Annotated in this window: 17 protein-coding genes; 9 read left to right on the top strand and 8 right to left on the bottom strand. The window is 59.4% G+C overall.

Annotated features, from left to right (window positions below; all coding sequences use genetic code 11):
- Positions 1–37: 37 nt before the first annotated feature.
- Positions 38–403, bottom strand: a complete 366-nt coding sequence (locus tag ACIOMO_RS00580; RefSeq protein WP_401237461.1) for a DUF6124 family protein — start codon at positions 401–403, stop codon at positions 38–40.
- A gap of 596 nt (positions 404–999) precedes the next feature.
- On the opposite strand from ACIOMO_RS00580, the gene ACIOMO_RS00575 reads away from it, so the two are divergent.
- From ACIOMO_RS00575 to ACIOMO_RS00555, 5 genes are all read left to right on the top strand, one after another.
- Positions 1,000–1,383: a tautomerase family protein gene (locus tag ACIOMO_RS00575; RefSeq protein ID WP_053121356.1), complete on the top strand. Its 384-nt coding sequence runs from the start codon at positions 1,000–1,002 to the stop codon at positions 1,381–1,383.
- Between the two features lie 207 nt (positions 1,384–1,590).
- Positions 1,591–2,115, top strand: coding sequence for a cysteine hydrolase family protein (locus ACIOMO_RS00570; protein ID WP_401237460.1), 525 nt, complete (start codon positions 1,591–1,593; stop codon positions 2,113–2,115).
- 141 nt (positions 2,116–2,256) lie between these two features.
- A complete protein-coding gene (locus ACIOMO_RS00565; RefSeq protein ID WP_053121360.1) occupies positions 2,257–3,225 on the top strand; it encodes a 2-hydroxyacid dehydrogenase in 969 nt (322 codons plus the stop codon).
- A gap of 252 nt (positions 3,226–3,477) precedes the next feature.
- Complete coding sequence (locus tag ACIOMO_RS00560) at positions 3,478–4,545, top strand: phosphotransferase family protein (protein ID WP_212551668.1); 1,068 nt, start codon at positions 3,478–3,480, stop codon at positions 4,543–4,545.
- Positions 4,546–4,567: 22 nt separating this feature from the next.
- The gene (locus ACIOMO_RS00555; RefSeq protein ID WP_007911074.1) at positions 4,568–5,335 is read left to right on the top strand and encodes an SDR family oxidoreductase; all 768 of its coding nucleotides are present in this window, start codon (positions 4,568–4,570) and stop codon (positions 5,333–5,335) included.
- A gap of 132 nt (positions 5,336–5,467) precedes the next feature.
- Here the strand turns inward: ACIOMO_RS00555 and ACIOMO_RS00550 are convergent, their stop codons facing one another.
- The 7 genes from ACIOMO_RS00550 to ACIOMO_RS00520 all read right to left on the bottom strand — a co-directional run bounded on the left by ACIOMO_RS00550 (position 5,468) and on the right by ACIOMO_RS00520 (position 13,393).
- The gene (locus ACIOMO_RS00550; protein WP_053121366.1) at positions 5,468–5,677 is read right to left on the bottom strand and encodes a hypothetical protein; all 210 of its coding nucleotides are present in this window, start codon (positions 5,675–5,677) and stop codon (positions 5,468–5,470) included.
- Positions 5,678–6,022: 345 nt separating this feature from the next.
- On the bottom strand, positions 6,023–7,168 hold the full coding sequence (locus ACIOMO_RS00545) for an integrase core domain-containing protein (protein WP_401237457.1): 1,146 nt from the start codon (positions 7,166–7,168) through the stop codon (positions 6,023–6,025).
- A 595-nt stretch (positions 7,169–7,763) separates the two neighbouring features.
- Positions 7,764–8,021, bottom strand: a complete 258-nt coding sequence (locus ACIOMO_RS00540) for a DUF1652 domain-containing protein (protein ID WP_053121368.1) — start codon at positions 8,019–8,021, stop codon at positions 7,764–7,766.
- Positions 8,022–8,156: 135 nt separating this feature from the next.
- Positions 8,157–9,647 carry a helix-turn-helix transcriptional regulator gene (locus tag ACIOMO_RS00535; protein WP_401237455.1) on the bottom strand — a complete coding sequence of 497 codons (1,491 nt, stop codon included), beginning with the start codon at positions 9,645–9,647 and terminating at the stop codon, positions 8,157–8,159.
- Positions 9,648–9,815: 168 nt separating this feature from the next.
- Positions 9,816–10,709, bottom strand: coding sequence for a LysR substrate-binding domain-containing protein (locus ACIOMO_RS00530; RefSeq protein WP_053121372.1), 894 nt, complete (start codon positions 10,707–10,709; stop codon positions 9,816–9,818).
- A 6-nt stretch (positions 10,710–10,715) separates the two neighbouring features.
- Positions 10,716–12,929, bottom strand: a complete 2,214-nt coding sequence (locus ACIOMO_RS00525) for a molybdopterin cofactor-binding domain-containing protein (protein ID WP_401237453.1) — start codon at positions 12,927–12,929, stop codon at positions 10,716–10,718.
- A complete protein-coding gene (locus tag ACIOMO_RS00520) occupies positions 12,929–13,393 on the bottom strand; it encodes a (2Fe-2S)-binding protein (protein WP_401237451.1) in 465 nt (154 codons plus the stop codon). The genes ACIOMO_RS00525 and ACIOMO_RS00520 overlap by 1 nt, the downstream gene beginning before the upstream one ends.
- A 118-nt stretch (positions 13,394–13,511) precedes the next feature.
- On the opposite strand from ACIOMO_RS00520, the gene ACIOMO_RS00515 reads away from it, so the two are divergent.
- The 4 genes from ACIOMO_RS00515 to ACIOMO_RS00500 all read left to right on the top strand — a co-directional run bounded on the left by ACIOMO_RS00515 (position 13,512) and on the right by ACIOMO_RS00500 (position 18,334).
- A complete protein-coding gene (locus tag ACIOMO_RS00515; protein ID WP_400647331.1) occupies positions 13,512–14,402 on the top strand; it encodes a LysR substrate-binding domain-containing protein in 891 nt (296 codons plus the stop codon).
- Positions 14,403–14,792: 390 nt separating this feature from the next.
- The gene (locus tag ACIOMO_RS00510; protein ID WP_008081962.1) at positions 14,793–15,722 is read left to right on the top strand and encodes an amidohydrolase family protein; all 930 of its coding nucleotides are present in this window, start codon (positions 14,793–14,795) and stop codon (positions 15,720–15,722) included.
- Between the two features lie 4 nt (positions 15,723–15,726).
- Positions 15,727–16,632 carry an amidohydrolase family protein gene (locus ACIOMO_RS00505; RefSeq protein WP_008081961.1) on the top strand — a complete coding sequence of 302 codons (906 nt, stop codon included), beginning with the start codon at positions 15,727–15,729 and terminating at the stop codon, positions 16,630–16,632.
- 316 nt (positions 16,633–16,948) lie between these two features.
- Complete coding sequence (locus ACIOMO_RS00500) at positions 16,949–18,334, top strand: UbiD family decarboxylase (RefSeq protein ID WP_401237449.1); 1,386 nt, start codon at positions 16,949–16,951, stop codon at positions 18,332–18,334.
- The last annotated feature ends 5 nt before the right edge of the window (positions 18,335–18,339 follow it).

The raw sequence follows: 18,339 nt of genomic DNA, 5'->3' as shown, positions 1-18,339 counted from the left end.
ATCAACGTTGAGCTAGCTCGTTCGCCACAACATAGAGTTAATCCACCGGAACCAAATTATCCAATACCTGATTAACCGCCAACTCTCCCAACATCACCACTTGCGCAATCCCCAACAGCGTCCGGCGATGCGTTCCTTCGAGCATCCCCGCCAAGTCGTTGATCATTACGCAAGCCGAACCGAGGCTCTCACTGGCGTCGGCCAATAGAGGTTCATTCGCACTGGCCGGGTTAACCATGAACAAGCGGTTGGGCACGTATGGCGTGGCCATGATTTCGGCAGAGGGTGGGCCGAGGTAGTGGTCGAGGGCGCGTTCGGCGGCTTCGTGGAATTTCTTGGATTGGGAGGATTCGTACGGCGATGCCGGATCGGTGGCCGGCGGGTTTGGCGTCACCTTGAACATAAAGAACTTACCTCTATAAAGCCGCTTCCTCCTCGCCGCTAAGCATAGGGGTGGCAGCTGTGCGCAAGTTAGCGGACCGGTAAGTTCTCGAAACCCGGCGCACCCGAAGGTGCCAAGCGCACAGCCACCATCAAGCTCAGGCGTATGCCTGTCTGGTAAGACCTATGCAACCGAGAACATACCGAGCCGCTAAGCCCGATCACTGGAAATCAGTGACCCGATCAACGTTACCGGCCCGCCCCAAGGCGCACAAGCCGGCGGATTCTGTCTTAGGCGTAGGCAACGACGCAACGATTTGTGGGCAATCGTACGTAACTTCAGGTGTCTATAAACGCGAATTACCGAGTTGTGTTTATTGGCTGACAACCTGTGGCGAAATGTCCGACAGATTGTGGCGCGAGCACCGTGCAAGAGGCAGGCTTTTGTGTTGGTCATACCGGCCTCTTCGCGAGCAAGCCCGCCCCCACAGGTAGAATGCGATCCATTGTGGGAGCGGGTTTGCTCGCGAAGGCGTCGGATCGGCGAGCGAAATACTTTCAATCCCCACCATTTCATCTAGCGTGAGAAAGGCCCCACTACTCCCTCGGAGCCTTCCCATGCCATTAGTCCGCGTCGAAATCAAAAAACACCCCGATCCGACCTTTGCCAAACGCATCGGCGAGCAGATTTACAGCGCCATGCGCAGCGCCATCAACGTCCCGGATCATGACAACTTCCAGATCCTCAACGAGCACGACGCCAATCACTTTATCTTTGACCCCGAGTACCTCGGCATCCAGCGCTCCGACCAATTGGTGATCATCCAGATCACGCTCAACGAAGGCCGAACGCTGGAGCAGAAAAAAGCGCTGTACCAAACCATCGCGCAGAACCTCAACACGCACCTGTCGATTCGCCTCGAAGACGTTTTCATCAATCTGGTGGAAGTGAAAAAAGAGAACTGGTCGTTCGGCAACGGCATCGCTCAATACGCCAATTGACAGGCGCGCAACCCGCACAGCATGATCAGCCCCATGAACCTTTGCGCGCTGCACCTCACCCGCACCACCACGACCGCCATCGGCGGGTCGTGGTGTTTGCGCCTGAGGTAACCCCAGCGCAGCAAACCCAAGGCCCCGCCAGCAATGGACGGGGCCTTGTTGTTTCTCCCGTCCGTGCGGCATTTGTAGCACTCAAGGAGAGACATCATGTCTGCAGCACTGTTGATCATCGATATGCAGGTCGGTCTGTTTCATGGCCCGGAACAACCTCATCACGGCGAGCAAATTCTCGCCAACATCCAGCACCTGATCGCCAAGGCGAGACAACAGCAGGTGCCGATCTTTGCGGTACGCCACACCGGCCCGCAAGGTTCGCCGATTGCCTCCGGCAGTCCACTCTGGCAATTACTGCCCGAGCTTGAGCTCAACGCTGAAACCGCAACCCTCTTTAACAAGTCCAGACCCAACGCCTTCCACGACACTGACTTGGCGCAGCAACTGCAATCCAGAAAAATCGAGAATCTCTACCTCGTCGGCATGAAGACTCAATTCTGCATCGACAGCACTTGCCGCGCCGCTGCCGACCTGGGCTTCAAACCCGTGTTGATCGCCGACGCCCACACCTGCATGGACACTCCCGCCCTATCAGCGCAGGCGATCATCGATCACCACAACGCCACCCTTGGCGGCGCCTTCGCCCGGCTGATCAACAGCGCCGACGTAACCTTCTGACGAAGCGTTCAGGCGAGCCCTGCATCAGCTCCTACACTGGCTGATGCGGGGCAACGTTCAACCATTGCCAAACCGCTCTGGAATCAGCACTCTGAAGCATAATTTGATGCCCTCGACGCCGACGATCACAGGAGCCGCGCAATGCCCGCAACCGTTCTGGTACTGGTTGAAACCATCAACGACTATTTGCCGATTCTGGAAAACCAGGGTTTTCATCTGATCCTCGCGCCGACGCCCGCCGAACGCGCGCAGGCTATTGCCACTCACGGCAGTCGCATCGATGCGGTGCTGACCCGTGGCCCTCTGGGTCTGACGGCTGACGAAATTGCCGCCCTGCCCGCGCTGAAAATCATCACCGTGATCGGGGCCGGTTATGAGCAAGTTGATCTGCAAGCCGCCAGTGATCGCGGGATTACCGTGACCAATGGCGCCGGGGTTAACGCCTCGTCCGTGGCCGACCATGCGATGGCGATGCTGCTGGCATTGGTGCGTGATATTCCACGTTGCGACGCGGCGGTACGTCGTGGTGAATGGCCGAAGATCATGCGCCCGTCGCTGGCCGGTAAACGCTTGGGGATTCTCGGATTGGGTGCAGTGGGCCTGGCGATTGCCAAGCGCGCGCACCTCGGTTTCGACATGGAAATCAGCTACCACAGCCGTCAGGTGCGCAGCGAGGTGCCTTACGCGTTTTGCTCGACGCCGACCGAACTGGCGCGCGCTGCGGACTTTCTGATCATCGCGACGCCGGGCGGTATCGGCACGCAGCATATGGTGACGCGTGCAGTGCTTGATGCACTGGGGCCGAAAGGTTTTATCGTCAACATTGCGCGGGCCAGTGTGATTGCCACAGCAGACCTGATCACGGCCCTTGAACAACGAAAAATTGCCGGTGCGGCACTGGATGTGTTCGATCACGAACCGCAGGTGCCGGATGCGTTGAAATCCCTCAGCAATGTGTTGCTCACGCCTCACGTTGCCGGCCTGTCACCAGAGGCCACCCAAGGCACGGTCGAACTGGTGGGCAAAAACCTCGTCGCCTTTTTCTCCGGGCAACCGGTGCTCACCCCGATCGCCCTCCCGCCAAAACTCAGCAACCAGCGCGTGCACTGATCTGACTGACCTGAATGACCTGAATGACCTGTAGGAGCTGCCGAAGGCTGCGATCTTTTGATCTTGCTTTTATAAGATCAAAAGATCGCAGCCTTCGGCAGCTCCTACACGGTGGGCTCTTGTGCCTATTCGGAACGCTGATTATCCGGCAACACGCTAACCTATAAGACCGCACCGCGCTTGTGAGCAATCGGGCGCGCCATTAGATTAGCCAATGATGTCTGGCCTCCAAAATAAGCAGAAGGGATAAGCATGGCGCTTACTGACCAGTCCACCCGTATCCGCTCTGGCGAAGAACTTGATGCCAGCCTGATCGATCCGTACCTCAAGGCGCATATTCCGGGCCTGAGCGGCACGCCTGCGATCAGCCAGTTTCCCGGCGGCGCGTCGAACCTGACCTACCTGCTGGAATACCCGGAACAGGAATTCGTCCTGCGCCGCCCGCCATTCGGCCACAAGGCCAAATCCGCCCACGACATGGGCCGTGAATTCCGCATCCTCAATCAATTGCGCGACGGTTTTCCGTATTGCCCGAAAGCCTACGTGCACTGCACCGACGAATCGGTGATCGGCGCCGAGTTCTACGTGATGGAACGGGTCAACGGCATCATCCTGCGTTCAGAACTGCCGCCGGAACTGGGCCTCGATTCGGCAAAAACCGAAGCGTTGTGCAAGAGCTTTATCGACCGTTTCGTCGAGTTGCACCGTGTTGACTACAACGCCTGCGGCCTCGGCGATCTGGGCAAACCGGAAGGCTACGTCGCCCGCCAGATCAAAGGCTGGAGCGAGCGCTACGAAAAAGCCCTGACCCCGGACGCACCGCACTGGGAGGCGGTGAAAGCCTGGCTCAACGACAAGATGCCGGCCGACCATCCGACCTCGAGCATCGTCCATAACGACTATCGCTTCGACAACGTCATCCTCGACCCGAACAACCCGATGCAGATCATCGGCGTGCTCGATTGGGAACTGACCACCCTCGGCGATCCGCTGATGGATCTGGGCAACACCCTCGCCTATTGGATTCAAGCCGACGACCCGGCGCCGGTGCAACTGATGCGCCGCCAGCCGAGCCACGCACCGGGCATGTTGACCCGTCGCGAGTTCGTCGATTACTACGCCGAACGCTCGGGCATCCAGATCGACAATTTCGACTTCTACTACACCTACGGCCTGTTCCGCCTGGCCGGCATCGTGCAGCAGATCTACTACCGCTTCTACCACGGCCAGACCCAGGACAAACGCTTCGCGCAGTTCATTCACATGAACAAACTGCTGGAGCAGATGAGCCTGCAAGTCATCGCGAAATCGAGCCTCTGACGGCCCACACCAAGGAACCCCTATGTCCAAGACTCAGTTGTTCGACCTCGACGGCAAAATCGCTTTCGTCTCCGGCGCCAGCCGTGGCATCGGCGAAGCCATCGCCAAACTGTTGGCCCAGCAAGGCGCCCACGTCATCGTCTCGAGCCGCAAACTCGACGGCTGCCAGCACGTCGCCGACGCGATCATCGCGGCCGGCGGCAAAGCCACTGCAGTGGCCTGCCACATCGGTGAAATGGAGCAGATTGCCCAAGTGTTCGCCGGCATCAAAGAACAGTTCGGTCGCCTCGATATTCTGGTCAACAACGCCGCGACCAATCCGCAATTCTGCAACGTGCTCGACACCGATCTCGGCGCGTTCCAGAAGACCGTCGACGTGAACATTCGTGGCTACTTCTTCATGTCAGTTGAAGCCGGCAAACTGATGCGCGAAAACGGTGGCGGCAGCATCATCAACGTCGCGTCGATCAACGGTATTTCGCCGGGGATCTTCCAGGGCATCTACTCGGTGACCAAGGCTGCGGTGATCAACATGACCAAGGTCTTCGCCAAGGAATGCGCGCAGTTCGGCATCCGCTGCAACGCCCTGCTGCCGGGCCTGACCGACACCAAATTCGCTTCAGCGCTGGTGAAGAACGATGCAATTCTCAAGCAGGCACTGACGCAGATCCCGCTCAAGCGCGTGGCCGATCCGAGCGAAATGGCCGGTGCGGTGCTGTACCTGGCGAGTGATGCATCGAGCTACACCACCGGCGTAGCGCTGAATGTCGACGGTGGTTTCCTCTCCTGATCCCGCTCAAACCCTGAACGGATCCTGCCCCTGTAGGAGCTGCCGCAGGCTGCGATCTTTTGAATTTTGTAAATCAAGATCAAAAGATCGCAGCCTTCGGCAGCTCCTACAGTGTTTTTTCAAGCAATGGATCTATTGGGTGACGCAACGAGTGGTGGTGATGTGGCGAGTCACCTGCTCGTCGATGTACATGTCACCGACCACCTCGGTGCTTTCCTGAATCTGACAAGTGCGTTCCGGCGGCGGAGGCGGCGCCACGGGCGGAGGCGGCGGAGGACTGGCACAACCGGCCAACACACCAAAAATAACCAACGGCAACACGCGTTTCCCAAGACTGTTCATAGGACGACCCGCGAAAAATGAGCGACAAACTCCCGCGACCCAACCGACCACGAGAGACCTGACCACTCATTCTTTATAGCCGAGGTGAGTGCAAGCGCCAGTGAAATGGCTGGATTGGGGGAATGGGGCTGTCGATTTTGAGGTGGGGATCGCGATTGGATTGCCTGAGAGAGCGCCATCGCGAGCAGGCTCAGCTTCTACAACAGCAAAATCAAAAGATCGCAGCCTTCGGCAGCTCCTACACAGAATGAGCGCAAGGTTGGCTGCCGCGTATATTCTGAAAGCCCCTCACTGTAGAGACCGGTACATCCTTTACAAATTAGACCGGGGACATCGTTTACACCTTTACAGGCTTGAAACGCGTTTGGCGCCCCTTTCAAGCCTGCCTAAACAGTGGCTGCAAAGGTACAGTTCCCAAGCATCATCAGCCACCTCCTTCAGCGCGATGTCCTCTCCAATCAGAGCCTCTCCTAGAAAAATCAGCTGTCCTTTCCATTTAATTTCCCCATTTGACCGAACCTTGCGCACTTCAACATCGGAACCATATTCAAGCGCAGGCAAGTAACCGGGATAAGCGCGTATCGACGGGCTATAGACAGATGCCGGTGGTTTCATGCCCAGCGCGGTATGCGGTCGGTGGTGGTTGAAGTCTTGGATGAAATCCTGAAAAGCCAGCTGCTGGCGCACCAGGTTTTCCGCCGGTGGCACTGCTGCCTTTAACGTTCGATGCATCCGTTCATGTCGACCATTTTGGTCGGGACGGCCTGGCGTAATCGTTTCAACATGGATTCCAAGCCTGACAAACCAAACCGATAACTTCGAAAGTCGCGCCAGACCTGTCGATGCGAAAGGAGCGCCATTGTCAGTGCGGATAACATCCGGCAGCCCATATTCTCGAAAAGCCCACTCGAAGCCTTCCCGCGTCGGCGCTCCGTGCGTACTGGGCAAAGCGCGACAGACGAATAAAAAGCGGCTCATCTGATCGGTTATGGTCAGCGGATAGCACCAATTACCGTCCTGCATTTTGAACTGCCCTTTGTAATCAGCACACCAAGTCTGGTTGGGCGCGTCGACCGGACGCAAATGTGTTGGAGCACGGGGACGCGGGGGATAGGGCCGTCGCGCCACCACCAAACCAGCTTTCTTCAGCCACTCCCCGGCGGTACTCGCCGCCGGCCATTGGATATGCGAATCGGAAACGCGCAGGCGATCATTGATCTGTTTGGGTCCCCGATCGGGATGTTCGTTTTTCTTGGCCAGCAACTTGGCGATGATTTCGTCGGGCGTTTGATGAGGACAGTTCAACGGCTTGCGCGATTGCTCTTTCAAGCCATCTACGCCCAACGCTGCGTATCGTTCCAGCCACTTGTCGATGGTTGGACGGCTGACGCCATAGCGCCGGCTTAATTGGCTCTTGGTGTAACTGCCGCCAAGCCAGTCGCTGACTAACTTCACTCGTTGATCCATTGGGGACTCTTGATTCCAGGGCATGGTCAGCACCTCCTGACCATGATTGATACCTGTAAACCATGTCCCCGGTCTCAAACGTAAAGGATGTACCCGGTCTTTACCCACCCTAACCCTCTCCCGGAGGGAGAGGGGACTGACCGAGGTGTTTGGGCAAGTTACGCCGACGTGAAATACCGCGCCGAACACAGATCATGAAAACCAAAAAAATCGGCCCCCTCTCCCTCGGGAGAGGGCTGGGGTGAGGGGCAAAAACACCACAAATGCAAAGCCACATACGCCAGCTCTTCACCACTCAATAGGCCGAGTGTCAGCTCGCCTGCTTTTGATCTTAGAGCCCGTCGGGAGGCTGAGTGGAGGGATTCATACGGGGAAAGCATCGAGAGGAGGTGCAGCGAAGCAAACCGTAGGCGATGCCCCCGGATGAACCCGGAGCGAAGGAACCCGAGCCTTAGCGAGGGCCGGACGTCAGGGCACAGACCTTTGGTTCCTTTGGGGCGTTTGCCAAAGGGACTCGCCGTAAGGGCGAAACCATTAGCAGCCGTAACCGCAGCAACGGATATGTACCCCAAAGCCAAATAATCAAAAGATCGCAGCCTTCGGCAGCTCCTACACGGGCTCAGGCCAAGTCGGGATCTCGAGACGAGCGCAAAGAATTACTCTCCAACTCATAACGCAATTCTTCAATCAACCCCGCCACCGACTCCGCCGTGCGCAACACATCCAGTTTCAACCCACTGACAACCAGATCCACCTGCCCAGACACCGGGTGATAAAGCTTCACCGTAAGCGAATGATCACCATCCACCAGACACTCACACGCCAGCGGCGAAAAACTCTGCTCAAGCTGAGCGCGCAACTGCGCAAGATTCATCATTGAGGCTGTTCCTTTAGCTACTTCGAAGGGACACGGTCACGCCAAAAAAGACACGCACCGCACCCCACCAGACTAAGAACCACCCGCCCCCACCAGAACCTCAATTTGCACCGGATCAACTAGTGCATTTGCACCCTAACGCTGCCCGCGCCATTCCCCCGAAAACAACCCGCGCTCGCGCGCCCAGACAATCGCCTCACTGCGACTATGAACATCCAGCTTCGAATACACCGTCGCCACATGATTGCGCACGGTATTCGGCGCCAGCTTCAGCCGCGCGGCGATCTCCTTGTCCGCCAAACCCTCACAAATCAGCCCCAACACATCCCGCTCCCGCGCGGTCAGATCGGTAAACGACACACTCGGCAATTGCGGCGAATTAACCTTCTTCACATTCGCCAGCTTCTCGATCAGCGTACGACTGAACCACGAAGCATCCTTCATCACCTCTTCAATCGCCGCCACCAGCTCAAGCTCGGTGCGCTTGCGCTCGGTGATGTCCATCAGCACCAGCAAATAGCACGGCACATCATGAATATTCACCGTGTCGGCCGACAGCGCACACTCGAGCAAATCGGCATCCTTGGTGCGCACTCGTACGTCCACCCGATCCACCCGGCCGTTGTTCTCAAGCGCCGCGAGCAGACGAGACCGCGCACCGTTGTCATCGATAAAACCAATCTGCGTCACGGTTTTACCGAGCACATCGTCCCCGTCAAAAGCCAGGGTATCGAGAAACGCCTGATTGACGTCGAGCACCCGCTGCTCCTCCGCTGTGCAGATCAGAATCGGCACCGGCGTCAGGCGAAACGCCTTGGCAAACCGCTCCTCACTCTGACGCAGCGCCACCTCGGCCTTGTGCCGCAGCTCCATGTCGACAAAGGAAAACAGCATGCAATCTTCGTCGTTGAGCACCAGCGGTTGCCCGGCGACGATCACCTGCTTGCTGCTGCCATCGGGCAAGCGCAATTCAGCCTGCATCTGCGGAATGGTCTCGACATCGCGCAGGCGTTGAATGGCCAGATCGCGCTTTTCTGCCTGCTCGAAGATGTCGATTTCATAAGCTGAGGTGCCGATGACTTGCTCGCGGGTATAGCCGGTCATCTCCAGAAACCCCGGATTGACCTTGATATAGCGCAAGTCGCTGATTCGGCAGATCACCGCCGGCGCCGGGTTGGCATTGAAGGTTTTTTCGAAACGCTGCTCGGCGTTGGCCCAGTCGGTGACGTCGCTCATGATCAACACCAGCGACTCGGGCTGCCCCTCGCGATCGGTAAGGATCATGCTGCGCACGCTGTGTACCCAGACGCGTTCCGGGTCATCCGCCGCATTCACTTCAATCAGCACATCATTGAACGCCTCGCAGCGCGCCACGCGGCTGATCGGATAATTCTCGGGCGCCAGCGTGTGGTTGTTGCGATAACGCAGGTTGAAACGCTGCGCGTACTCGGCGGCGTTGTGGCCCAGCTCACCGATCCGGCTGACGCCATGCATGGCCAGCGCGGCCTCGTTGGCCCAGAGGATGCTCTGATCCCGCTCCAGCAGAATCACCCCGTCGGACAAACCGGCGATGATTTGCTGCAACTGGCGGCGATTGGTTTCGGTGGTCAGGACTTCCTGGCTCATTGGATCTCCACAAGTGATGCGCCATGTGAAGAGTACGACCGCAGCCACACGTGATCGTGCACCTCTATTCACACACGACACATCCCCCTGTAGGAGCTGCCGAAGGCTGCGATCTTTTGATCCTGTTTTTTAAAAGCAAGATCAAAAGATCGCAGCCTTCGGCAGCTCCTACAGGGGTTGGGGGTTGCCGTTGAGTTCGCGGAGGGTATCGAGGAAGAGTTTCAGGACGGGGGAGGCATCATCCGCGCGGTACGTCGCGTACAACGGCACTTCCGGCAATGCCGGGGTCAGGCGTCGAAACACCAGCCCCGCCGGCGCCAACTGTTCAATCGACGCCGGCAACAGCGCCACGCCAAACCCGGCTCGCACGAGACTCAATAGCGTCTGCACCTCAATCACCTGCTGGCGTATCTGCGGGGTAAACCCGGCCTGAATGCAGCACTGATAGAGAAAATTAGCGAACCGCGACTGCTTCAACTCCAGCGCCACAAACGGCTCTTGCGCCAGATCCGCCGGGGCCAGCACCTCGCGCTGCGCCAGCGGATGATCCGCCGGCATCACCACATGAATCGGTTCATAAATCAGCAGTTCATTGCGCAACAACGGATCGTCATAACCCACGCGAAACACGCAGGCATCAATGCGTTTCTCCTTCAACGCCTTGACCTGCGCCGCCGGGGTCATTTCGTGCAGGCGCCAGTTGACCTGCGGATAACGCTCGCGAAACAGGTGCAAAGCCTTGGGCAGCACGCCGACCATCACCGAACTGATCATGCCTATTTCCAGTTCACCGAGCTGGCCGCGTCCGGTCTGCCGGGTCAGATCCAGCGCCCGCTCAAGCTGCTCGAACACCAGCGGTGCCTGCTCCTTGAGCATCTGCCCCGCCGCCGTCAGTTCGACCCGATGATGGCTGCGCTCGAACAGCGGCGTGCCCAGTTCCTCTTCCAGCAAACGAATCTGCTGACTCAGTGGCGGCTGGCAGATGTGCAGGCGTTCGGCGGCGCGACCGAAATGCAACTCATCGGCCAACGCCATGAAGTACCGCAGCAAGCGCAAGTCCATGGCGATTTATCCCAGGCTCAGTGGCGTCGAACGCTGGCGCACGCCGGTCAGCGCGAACAACGCATTGGCGATGGCCGGCACCACCGAAGGACTGCCCAACTCGCCGACGCCACCGGGTTTGTTCGGCTCACCGTCGAGCACGAGGATGTCGGTGGCCGGCATGTCGGACATGCGCGTGACGCGATAGTCGTGGAAGTTGCTCTGCACCACCCTGCCCTGTTTGATGTCGAGCCGATCGAACAAGGCGTGACCGAAGCCCCACATCAGGCCGCCGTAGATTTGCTCTTCAACACCGCCCGGCGACACTGCCAAACCGCAATCGACCACGCAGGTGAGCTTCTCGACTTTTGGCTTGCCATCGACCGTCGCCACCCTTGCGACCACCGCGATGAAACTGGTGTAACCCTGATTGGTCGCGATGCCCAGCGCGGTTCCCGGTGGCAACGGCTGCCCCCAACCGGCGCGCTCGGCTGCCTGCTTGAGCACGGTCACATGCCGAGGTCGTTCCTGCATATTGGCCAGGCGGAACGCCAGTGGATCTGCACCGGCCGCGTGGGCCAGTTCATCCATGAAACTTTCCACAGCAAACACGTTGGGAATAAAACTTACCGAGCGATACCAGCCGCTCGGCACGTCGCTTTCGTGCTTGACCCAGTTCAATTCCAGATGCGGTGGACGGTAGGCGAAGTCCCACGCGGTGATCGCTTCGGTGGTGCTGTAATCCATCTTGTCCGGGCGTTCGAAATAACCCGGTTCCCACTGTTCCGGCGAGGCTGGCGACACCGCGTGCAGTTGCAGCGCACTGAGTCTGCCTTGAGCATCCAGCGCACCTTTGACCCGATGCAAGGTTGCCGGATGATTGAACAGCGCGTGCAGTTCATCTTCACGGCTGTTGAGCAGTTTCACCGGCACGCCGGTTTTCTGCGCCAGATACGCGACTTCAAACAACCAGTATTTGGCTTCCCGCGCACCGAAGCTGCCGCCCGAGACCAACTCATGAATGGTGACGTTGGCCTTGTCGATCCCGCACACAGTTTGCGCCGCTTCCAGTGCCGACGACGGCACCTGCACGCCGCCCCAATAGGTGATTGCCTTGTCCTTGACCTGCGCGGTGATGCAGATCGGTTCCAGCGGGTTTTGCACCTTGTAGGGCATGGTGTAATCGGCTTCGATCAGCTTCGCCGCGCCCGCCCATTGCCCGGCGACATCACCTTGGGTCATGGCTCTGACGGTTTGCGCTTGCGGATCGCCGATGGCTTTGGCTTGAGCGCTGAACAACTGCTCGCTGTCGAACCCGGCCAGCGCTGAATCGCTCCACTTGATCTCCAGTACTTTGCGGCCCTGCTGCGCGGCCCAGAACGTATCCGCCAACACGGCGACGCCTTCCAGATTGCCGCCGAGCACATCCGGACGCCCCGGAATCGCCAGCACCTTGCGCACGCCCGGCACTTGCAGAGCCGCCGCTGAATCGACGCTGACGACCTTCGCGCCGACCACCGGCGCACGCTGAATCACCGCCACCAGCATGTCCGGCAATTGCACGTCGATGCTGTACTTGAACCGCCCGCACACCTTGGCTGCGGCATCGCGTTTGTGCCGCAGCTTGCCGATGTATTTGAACTGCGCCGGGTCTTTCAGCGTGACGTGGGTCGGCGCTGACAGATTCGCCGCGACCCCGACCAGTTCGCCATAACCGAGGCTACGCTTACTCGACGTGTGAACGACGCGACCTTCCTCGGTGGTGCAACTGTCGGGGCTGACTTTCCACTGTTTCGCCGCTGCTGTAATCAACAGCGCCCGCGCCGTGGCACCGGCCATGCGCAAGCGATCGTATTCGAGGGAAACACTGGTGCTGCCGCCCGTGGAGAAGACTTTCCAGACCGGATGAATGTAGGTTTCGAAAAACGGATCTTCCGGGGTAATCACCTGCACGGTCATCGGGTTGACGTCCAGCTCTTCCGCCACACACGCGGCCAATGCCGTTTGCGTACCGGTGCCTGAGTCATGCTTGTGCACCACCAGTTTCACCGTGCCGTCGGGAAAGATCCGCACCCAGGCATTCGGCTCAAATTCGTTGGCCGGCGCCATGGCTTTTGGATCGGTGGCTGCGATGCCGCCGGGCATATACAGGGCAATCGCCAGTCCGGAAGCGACGGTCGCCGCTTGCTTGAGAAAAACCCGGCGCGGCAGTTCGATGCGGGTGTCGTCGATAAGGCTCATCAGGCCTCCTTCGGCGCATTCGCCGCACGTTTGATCGCTTTGTTGATGCGCCCGTAAGTGCCGCAGCGGCAGATATTTCCGGACATGGCGTTGCGGATCGAATCGTCGGTCACCGCCGCACCGGTGTTGAGCAGCGCGGCGGCGGACATGATCTGCCCGGATTGACAGTAGCCGCATTGCGGCACATCTTCGGCGACCCAGGCCAGTTGCAGCGGATGGTTTTCCGTCGGCGACAAACCTTCGATGGTGGTGATGCTGTGGCCCGCGACGGCGGCCGCCGGCAATTGGCAGGAACGCACCGCGACGCCGTCCAGGTGCACGGTGCAGGCACCGCACAGACCCATGCCGCAGCCGAACTTGGTGCCGGTGAGTTCCAGTTGATCACGCAAGACCCATAACAAGGGCATGGAAGAGGACGCTTCATCCAGCTCGCGTCGTTCGCCGTTCACCGTGAATGCAATCATTGTCAGGCTCCAAAAGAGCGGCCCGTCTTTGTGCAGGCCTGGTCACCGATTATTGGAACCCTGAGCAACACGCGGCCAGCGACGATTTCTGCCAACCGCTGTAAGCAGGACTAACAACATGTACAAGCGATACCCGTCGGTGCAGTCCATGAGCGCGTTTATCCACGCCGCGCGCAGCGGCAGTTTCTCCAGTGCTGCGCGCAAACTGGATCTGACCCACAGTGCGATCAGCCAGCAGATTCGTGCGCTGGAGGATTTCATCGGCCAGCCGCTGTTCGTGCGTGAAGGCGGCGGCAGCAACCTGACCGACGCCGGGCAGTTGTTTGCCAGTGTGTTGTCGGACGGTCTGGCGCAGATTGACCGGGCGATCTCGTCGGTGAAAAACCGCAGCGTCGCGCAACGGTTGACGCTTGATGTCGACAGCGAACTGGCGCAGAGCTGGCTCAATCCGCGCCTGCCGCAGTTGCTCGATGGGCTGCCGGATTACGAGGTGACGTTGCTGTCGATGCCGCGCAGTGATCGCAGCACGTTTGAGCGGGTCGATCTGGCGTTGCGCTATGGCTATGGCGATTGGGACGACTGCGAGATGACGCAGATTTGTGGCGATCGGGTGTTGGCGGTGGCTTCGCCAGATTTGCTGGAACGGTATGGGTTGCAGGTGCCGTTGACCCCGGCGCAGATTTTGGAGTTGCCGTTGTTGGGCTATACGCGAAGGTCGTGGATTCCGTGGCTGGATGCGGCGGGAATGACGCCGACTGAACCGCCGGCACGGGTGATTTTTGATAATGCGGCCAACCTGATCGCCGCTGCCGAAGCGGGCGTTGGTGCGGGGTTGGTGCGTGGATTGCTCGCGGCTGATGCGTTGCGCAGTGGGCGGTTGGTGGCGTTGAACGAGGCGCAGATTGCGGCGCATTACAACCTTTACGCGGTGTGGCCGCATGGGCAGGCGGAGCGTGTGGCGCCGGTGGTTGAGGCGATCAAACTGTTGGCTTTGCGTACACAATTTTGACGCTATCGCGAGCAGGCTCACTCCTACAATTGGAATGCGCTCCCCTGTGGGAGCGAGCCTGCTCGCGAAGAGGCGAGCACAATTACCGAAGATCAAAAGATCGCAGCCTGCGGCAGCTCCTACACCGATCCCCGTAGGAGCTGCCGAAGGCTGCGATCTTTTGATTTTGCTACAAGGCCCATATCGAACGCATATCACCACCCCGCCCAATTAATATTGTACGAACCCCTCCCCCCTTTCCAATACTCGCCCTCAGCAGCCACCCACCCGGGCCGGATGCGAACAGGCGAGGGAATGCGCGAGTCTTGCGCATAGAAACGGCCGATTGCCCGGGACGTGGATGCCGAGAGCCGCAAGGCTCCCTTCCCCGCTATCAGGAGATCGACTGCAATGATCATCGATATCAGCTGCTATCCCACCGATCTGGTGGACCTCGCCTGGAGGCATGACGGTGACCCGTTCACCGGCGAGCGTCTGCTGGAGATGATGGATGGCCCGTACATGGTCAACGGCAAGCCTCGCCGCATTGACAAAGCCTTCATCCAGCCGCCGCAAGGCAACACGATTTACACCTGGACCGACGGCGACCTGACCGGCCGCGAATCCATCGACGCCTACATGGCCTACACCCTGAAAATGGTGCAGACCTACCCGGATCGTTTCATCGGTTGCTTCGTCTATAACCCGCGCTGCGGCGTTGAAAACGGCGTCGAAGCGATCGAGCGCTACGTCAAGGAACACGGTTTCGGCATGGTGCAGATGCAGGCCAACATGCACGCCTACCGTCCTGACCGCGCACTCGACTGGGTGCGCCCATGCTTCGAGAAGTGCGCCGAGCTGGGCATTCCGGTCAAGCTGCACACCGGCGACGGCCCTTACAGCATCCCGTCGGAATGGGTGCCGATGATCAAGGAATTCCCCAACGTCAATTTCATCATGGCCCACTTCGGTGTGCAGACCGGTGGCGTCTACGTGTTTGAACCGATGCAATGGGCGATGGAATTGCCCAACGTCTACTGCGAATCCGGCTGGTGCCTGCAATCGCGGATCGTCGAATTCGCCAAGGTCTTGCCGACGCACAAGATCCTCTTCGGCACCGACACGCCACCGAACGAACCGGGCATGTGGCTGCGCCTGCTCGAAGTGCTCTGCCACGAACCGCCGCAAGGCCTGAACCTCGACGAGGACACTCTCGAAGACTACTTGGGCAACAACACCGCGCGGATGATCGGCCTTGAGCCAACCCCGCCACCCCGTTCCGTTTCCGAAGCAGAGGCGCAACTCAAGCGCCCCGTCACCACTCAACTGGCCAGGAGCTGAACCGATGATCATCGACACCCATCTGCACCCCACCAACCTGGTCGACGAGGCCTGGCGCCACACCGGCGAACCGTTCACCGGCGAGCGCATGCTCAAACTGATGGACGGCCCGTACATGATCAACGGCAAACCACGCCGCATCGACATGGGTTTCATCCAGCCGCCACCGGGCAACACCGGTTATCGCGACGGCAACCGCCGGGGCCGCGAAGGCGTGCGCGACTACATGTCGTACATCGCCGAACTGTGCATGAAGTACCCGGATCGCTTCATCGGCAACTTCAACTTCAACCCGCGCTGGGGACCGGAAAACGGTGCAGCGGAGCTGGAATTCCACATCAAGGAATACGGCTTCAAGATGCTCAAGCTGCACGCCAACATGCACGGCTATCGCCCGGATCGCGCACTCGACTGGCTGCGTCCGGCGATGAAGGTCTGCGCCAAGTACAACATCGTCGTGCTGATCCACACCGGCGACGGCCCGTACACGATTCCGACGATGTTCTACCCGATCATCCGCGAGTTCCCGATGGTCAATTTCATCATCGGCCACTTCGGTATCCAGACCGGCGGCAACTACTCGTTCGAAGCGTTCTGGATGGCGATGGACACGCCAAATGTGTACTGCGAATCGGGCTGGTGCTTCCAGTCGCGGATCGTCGAATTCGCCAAGGAACTGCCGCGCAACAAGATCGTGTTCGGCACCGATTCGCCTCCGAATGAGCCGGGGATGTGGCTGCGGGAACTGGAAGTGTTGTGCTCGCCGGCACCGCAAGGCTTGGGGATTGATGAGGATCATCTCGAAGACTACCTGGGCAACAACATCGCAAGGTTGTGCGGGATCGAACCGACGCCACCGCCGAAGGATCTGGCCGAGGCCGACATTCGCCTGACCACCACGTACCTCTAGATAACGCAGATCCTTGGGGTAACAAGGAAACCCTGTGGCGAGGGGATTTATCCCCGCTCGGCTGCGCAGCAGTCGCAAAACCTGTGAATGAGGTTTTCCTGACACAGCGCAATTGCGGGATTTGGGGCCGCTTCGCAGCCCAACGGGGATGAATCCCCTCGCCACAAAGGCCCTCGCCACAAGGGATCTGTACACAGAGCACACAGCGACTTTACAGGCACGAAGATGACCCGGCGTTCGTTCGACCGGCAGGCCAACGGCTGGCCGCGCGAACGCCCTCTCACCCCTGCGTGCCTGCTTTTTACGAGGTGACACCATGACCTGTTCGACGCTCGGCGATTCTCAGGACTTTCACGTGTTCATCGACGCCTATCGCCGTGAGTACCCGGACGATGTGCTGACCGTCACTCAACCGATTTCTGCCGATCAGGACGTCACCGCCCTGGTCGATGCCCTCGCCGCCCAAGGCCGCGATCCACTGCTGATCTGCGAAAACGTCGGCCACCTCGGCGTGCCGGTGGCGACTAATTTGTTCGCCTCCCGAACCCGCATCGCCCGGCTGTTCGGCGTAACGCCTGCGCAACTGCACGAAACTTTTCAAACCCGCGCCAACCAAGCCATCGCCCCGCGTTACGTAGAAAACGGCGCGATTCTCGATGAAGTCTTCGAAGGCGAAGCGCTGGATCTGGCGCTGCTGCCGATGCTCAAGCATTTCGACAGCGATCGCGGCCCGTACGTCACCAACGCCATCATCGTTGCCGAAGACCCGCTGACCGGCATCGCCAACATGAGCTATCACCGCTCGATGCGCCACGCCCGCCAGGCCCTCGCCACCAGCCTGCACTCACGTGGCCACCTGTGGCGGATGCTGCAAACCGCGCGCGAACGTGGTGAAGAATTGCGCGTAGCGATGGTGGTCGGAGCGCACCCACTGTTCATGCTCGCCGCCGCTGCGCGTTTGCCGTATGGCACCGATGAACGCGCCGTCGCCGGCGGGCTGTTTGGTGCGCCGCTGGAACTGGTGAAAACTCCACGCTACGGCATCGGTGTGCCAGCGTACGCCGAGTTTGTTCTGGAAGGCGCGATCGACCCGGCGGCCTATGCCGAGGAAGGCCCGTTCGGTGAATTCAGCGGTTATTCCTCGGATCGCTCGACCAACAATGTGCTGCGCGTCGACACCCTGTTAAAGCGCAAAGATGCCTGGCTGGTCGATGTGATGGGCGGCCGCTACGCCGAGCATTTGACCCTCGCACGCCTGCCGCGCGAAGCGGAGATGAGCGAAAAACTCAAGGCACGTTTCCCCGCTGTCACCGCTGTGCATTACCCGAATTCCGGCACGCATTTTCACTGCTACGTCGCGCTGGATCAGAGCCGCGACGGCGAGGCGCGGCAGATCATGCTGGCGTTGCTCGGCTGGGATCCGTACCTGAAAACCGTGATCGCGGTGGACAGCGATATCGACATCAGCGATGACAGCCAGGTGCTGTGGGCGCTGGCCACGCACTTCCAGCCGCATCTGGATATTTTCACCATCGATGGTTTGCCCGGTAGTCCGCTCGATCCATCGTCGTCGGTCAACGGCACCACTTCGCGGATGGGCCTGGATGCGACTCGCGGTTCCGGGTTTGACGGGATCAAGGCGCAGCTGGATCAGGATGTACTCGAACGCGCGCGGGTTTTGCTCAAAGGACTGGAATCGTGAACCGG

Source organism: Pseudomonas sp. NPDC087804 (assembly GCF_044742965.1).
Classification (GTDB): domain Bacteria; phylum Pseudomonadota; class Gammaproteobacteria; order Pseudomonadales; family Pseudomonadaceae; genus Aquipseudomonas; species Aquipseudomonas rustica.
The sequence above is the reverse complement of the archived record's forward strand: the minus strand, read 5'-3'. Positions and strand labels throughout refer to the sequence as shown.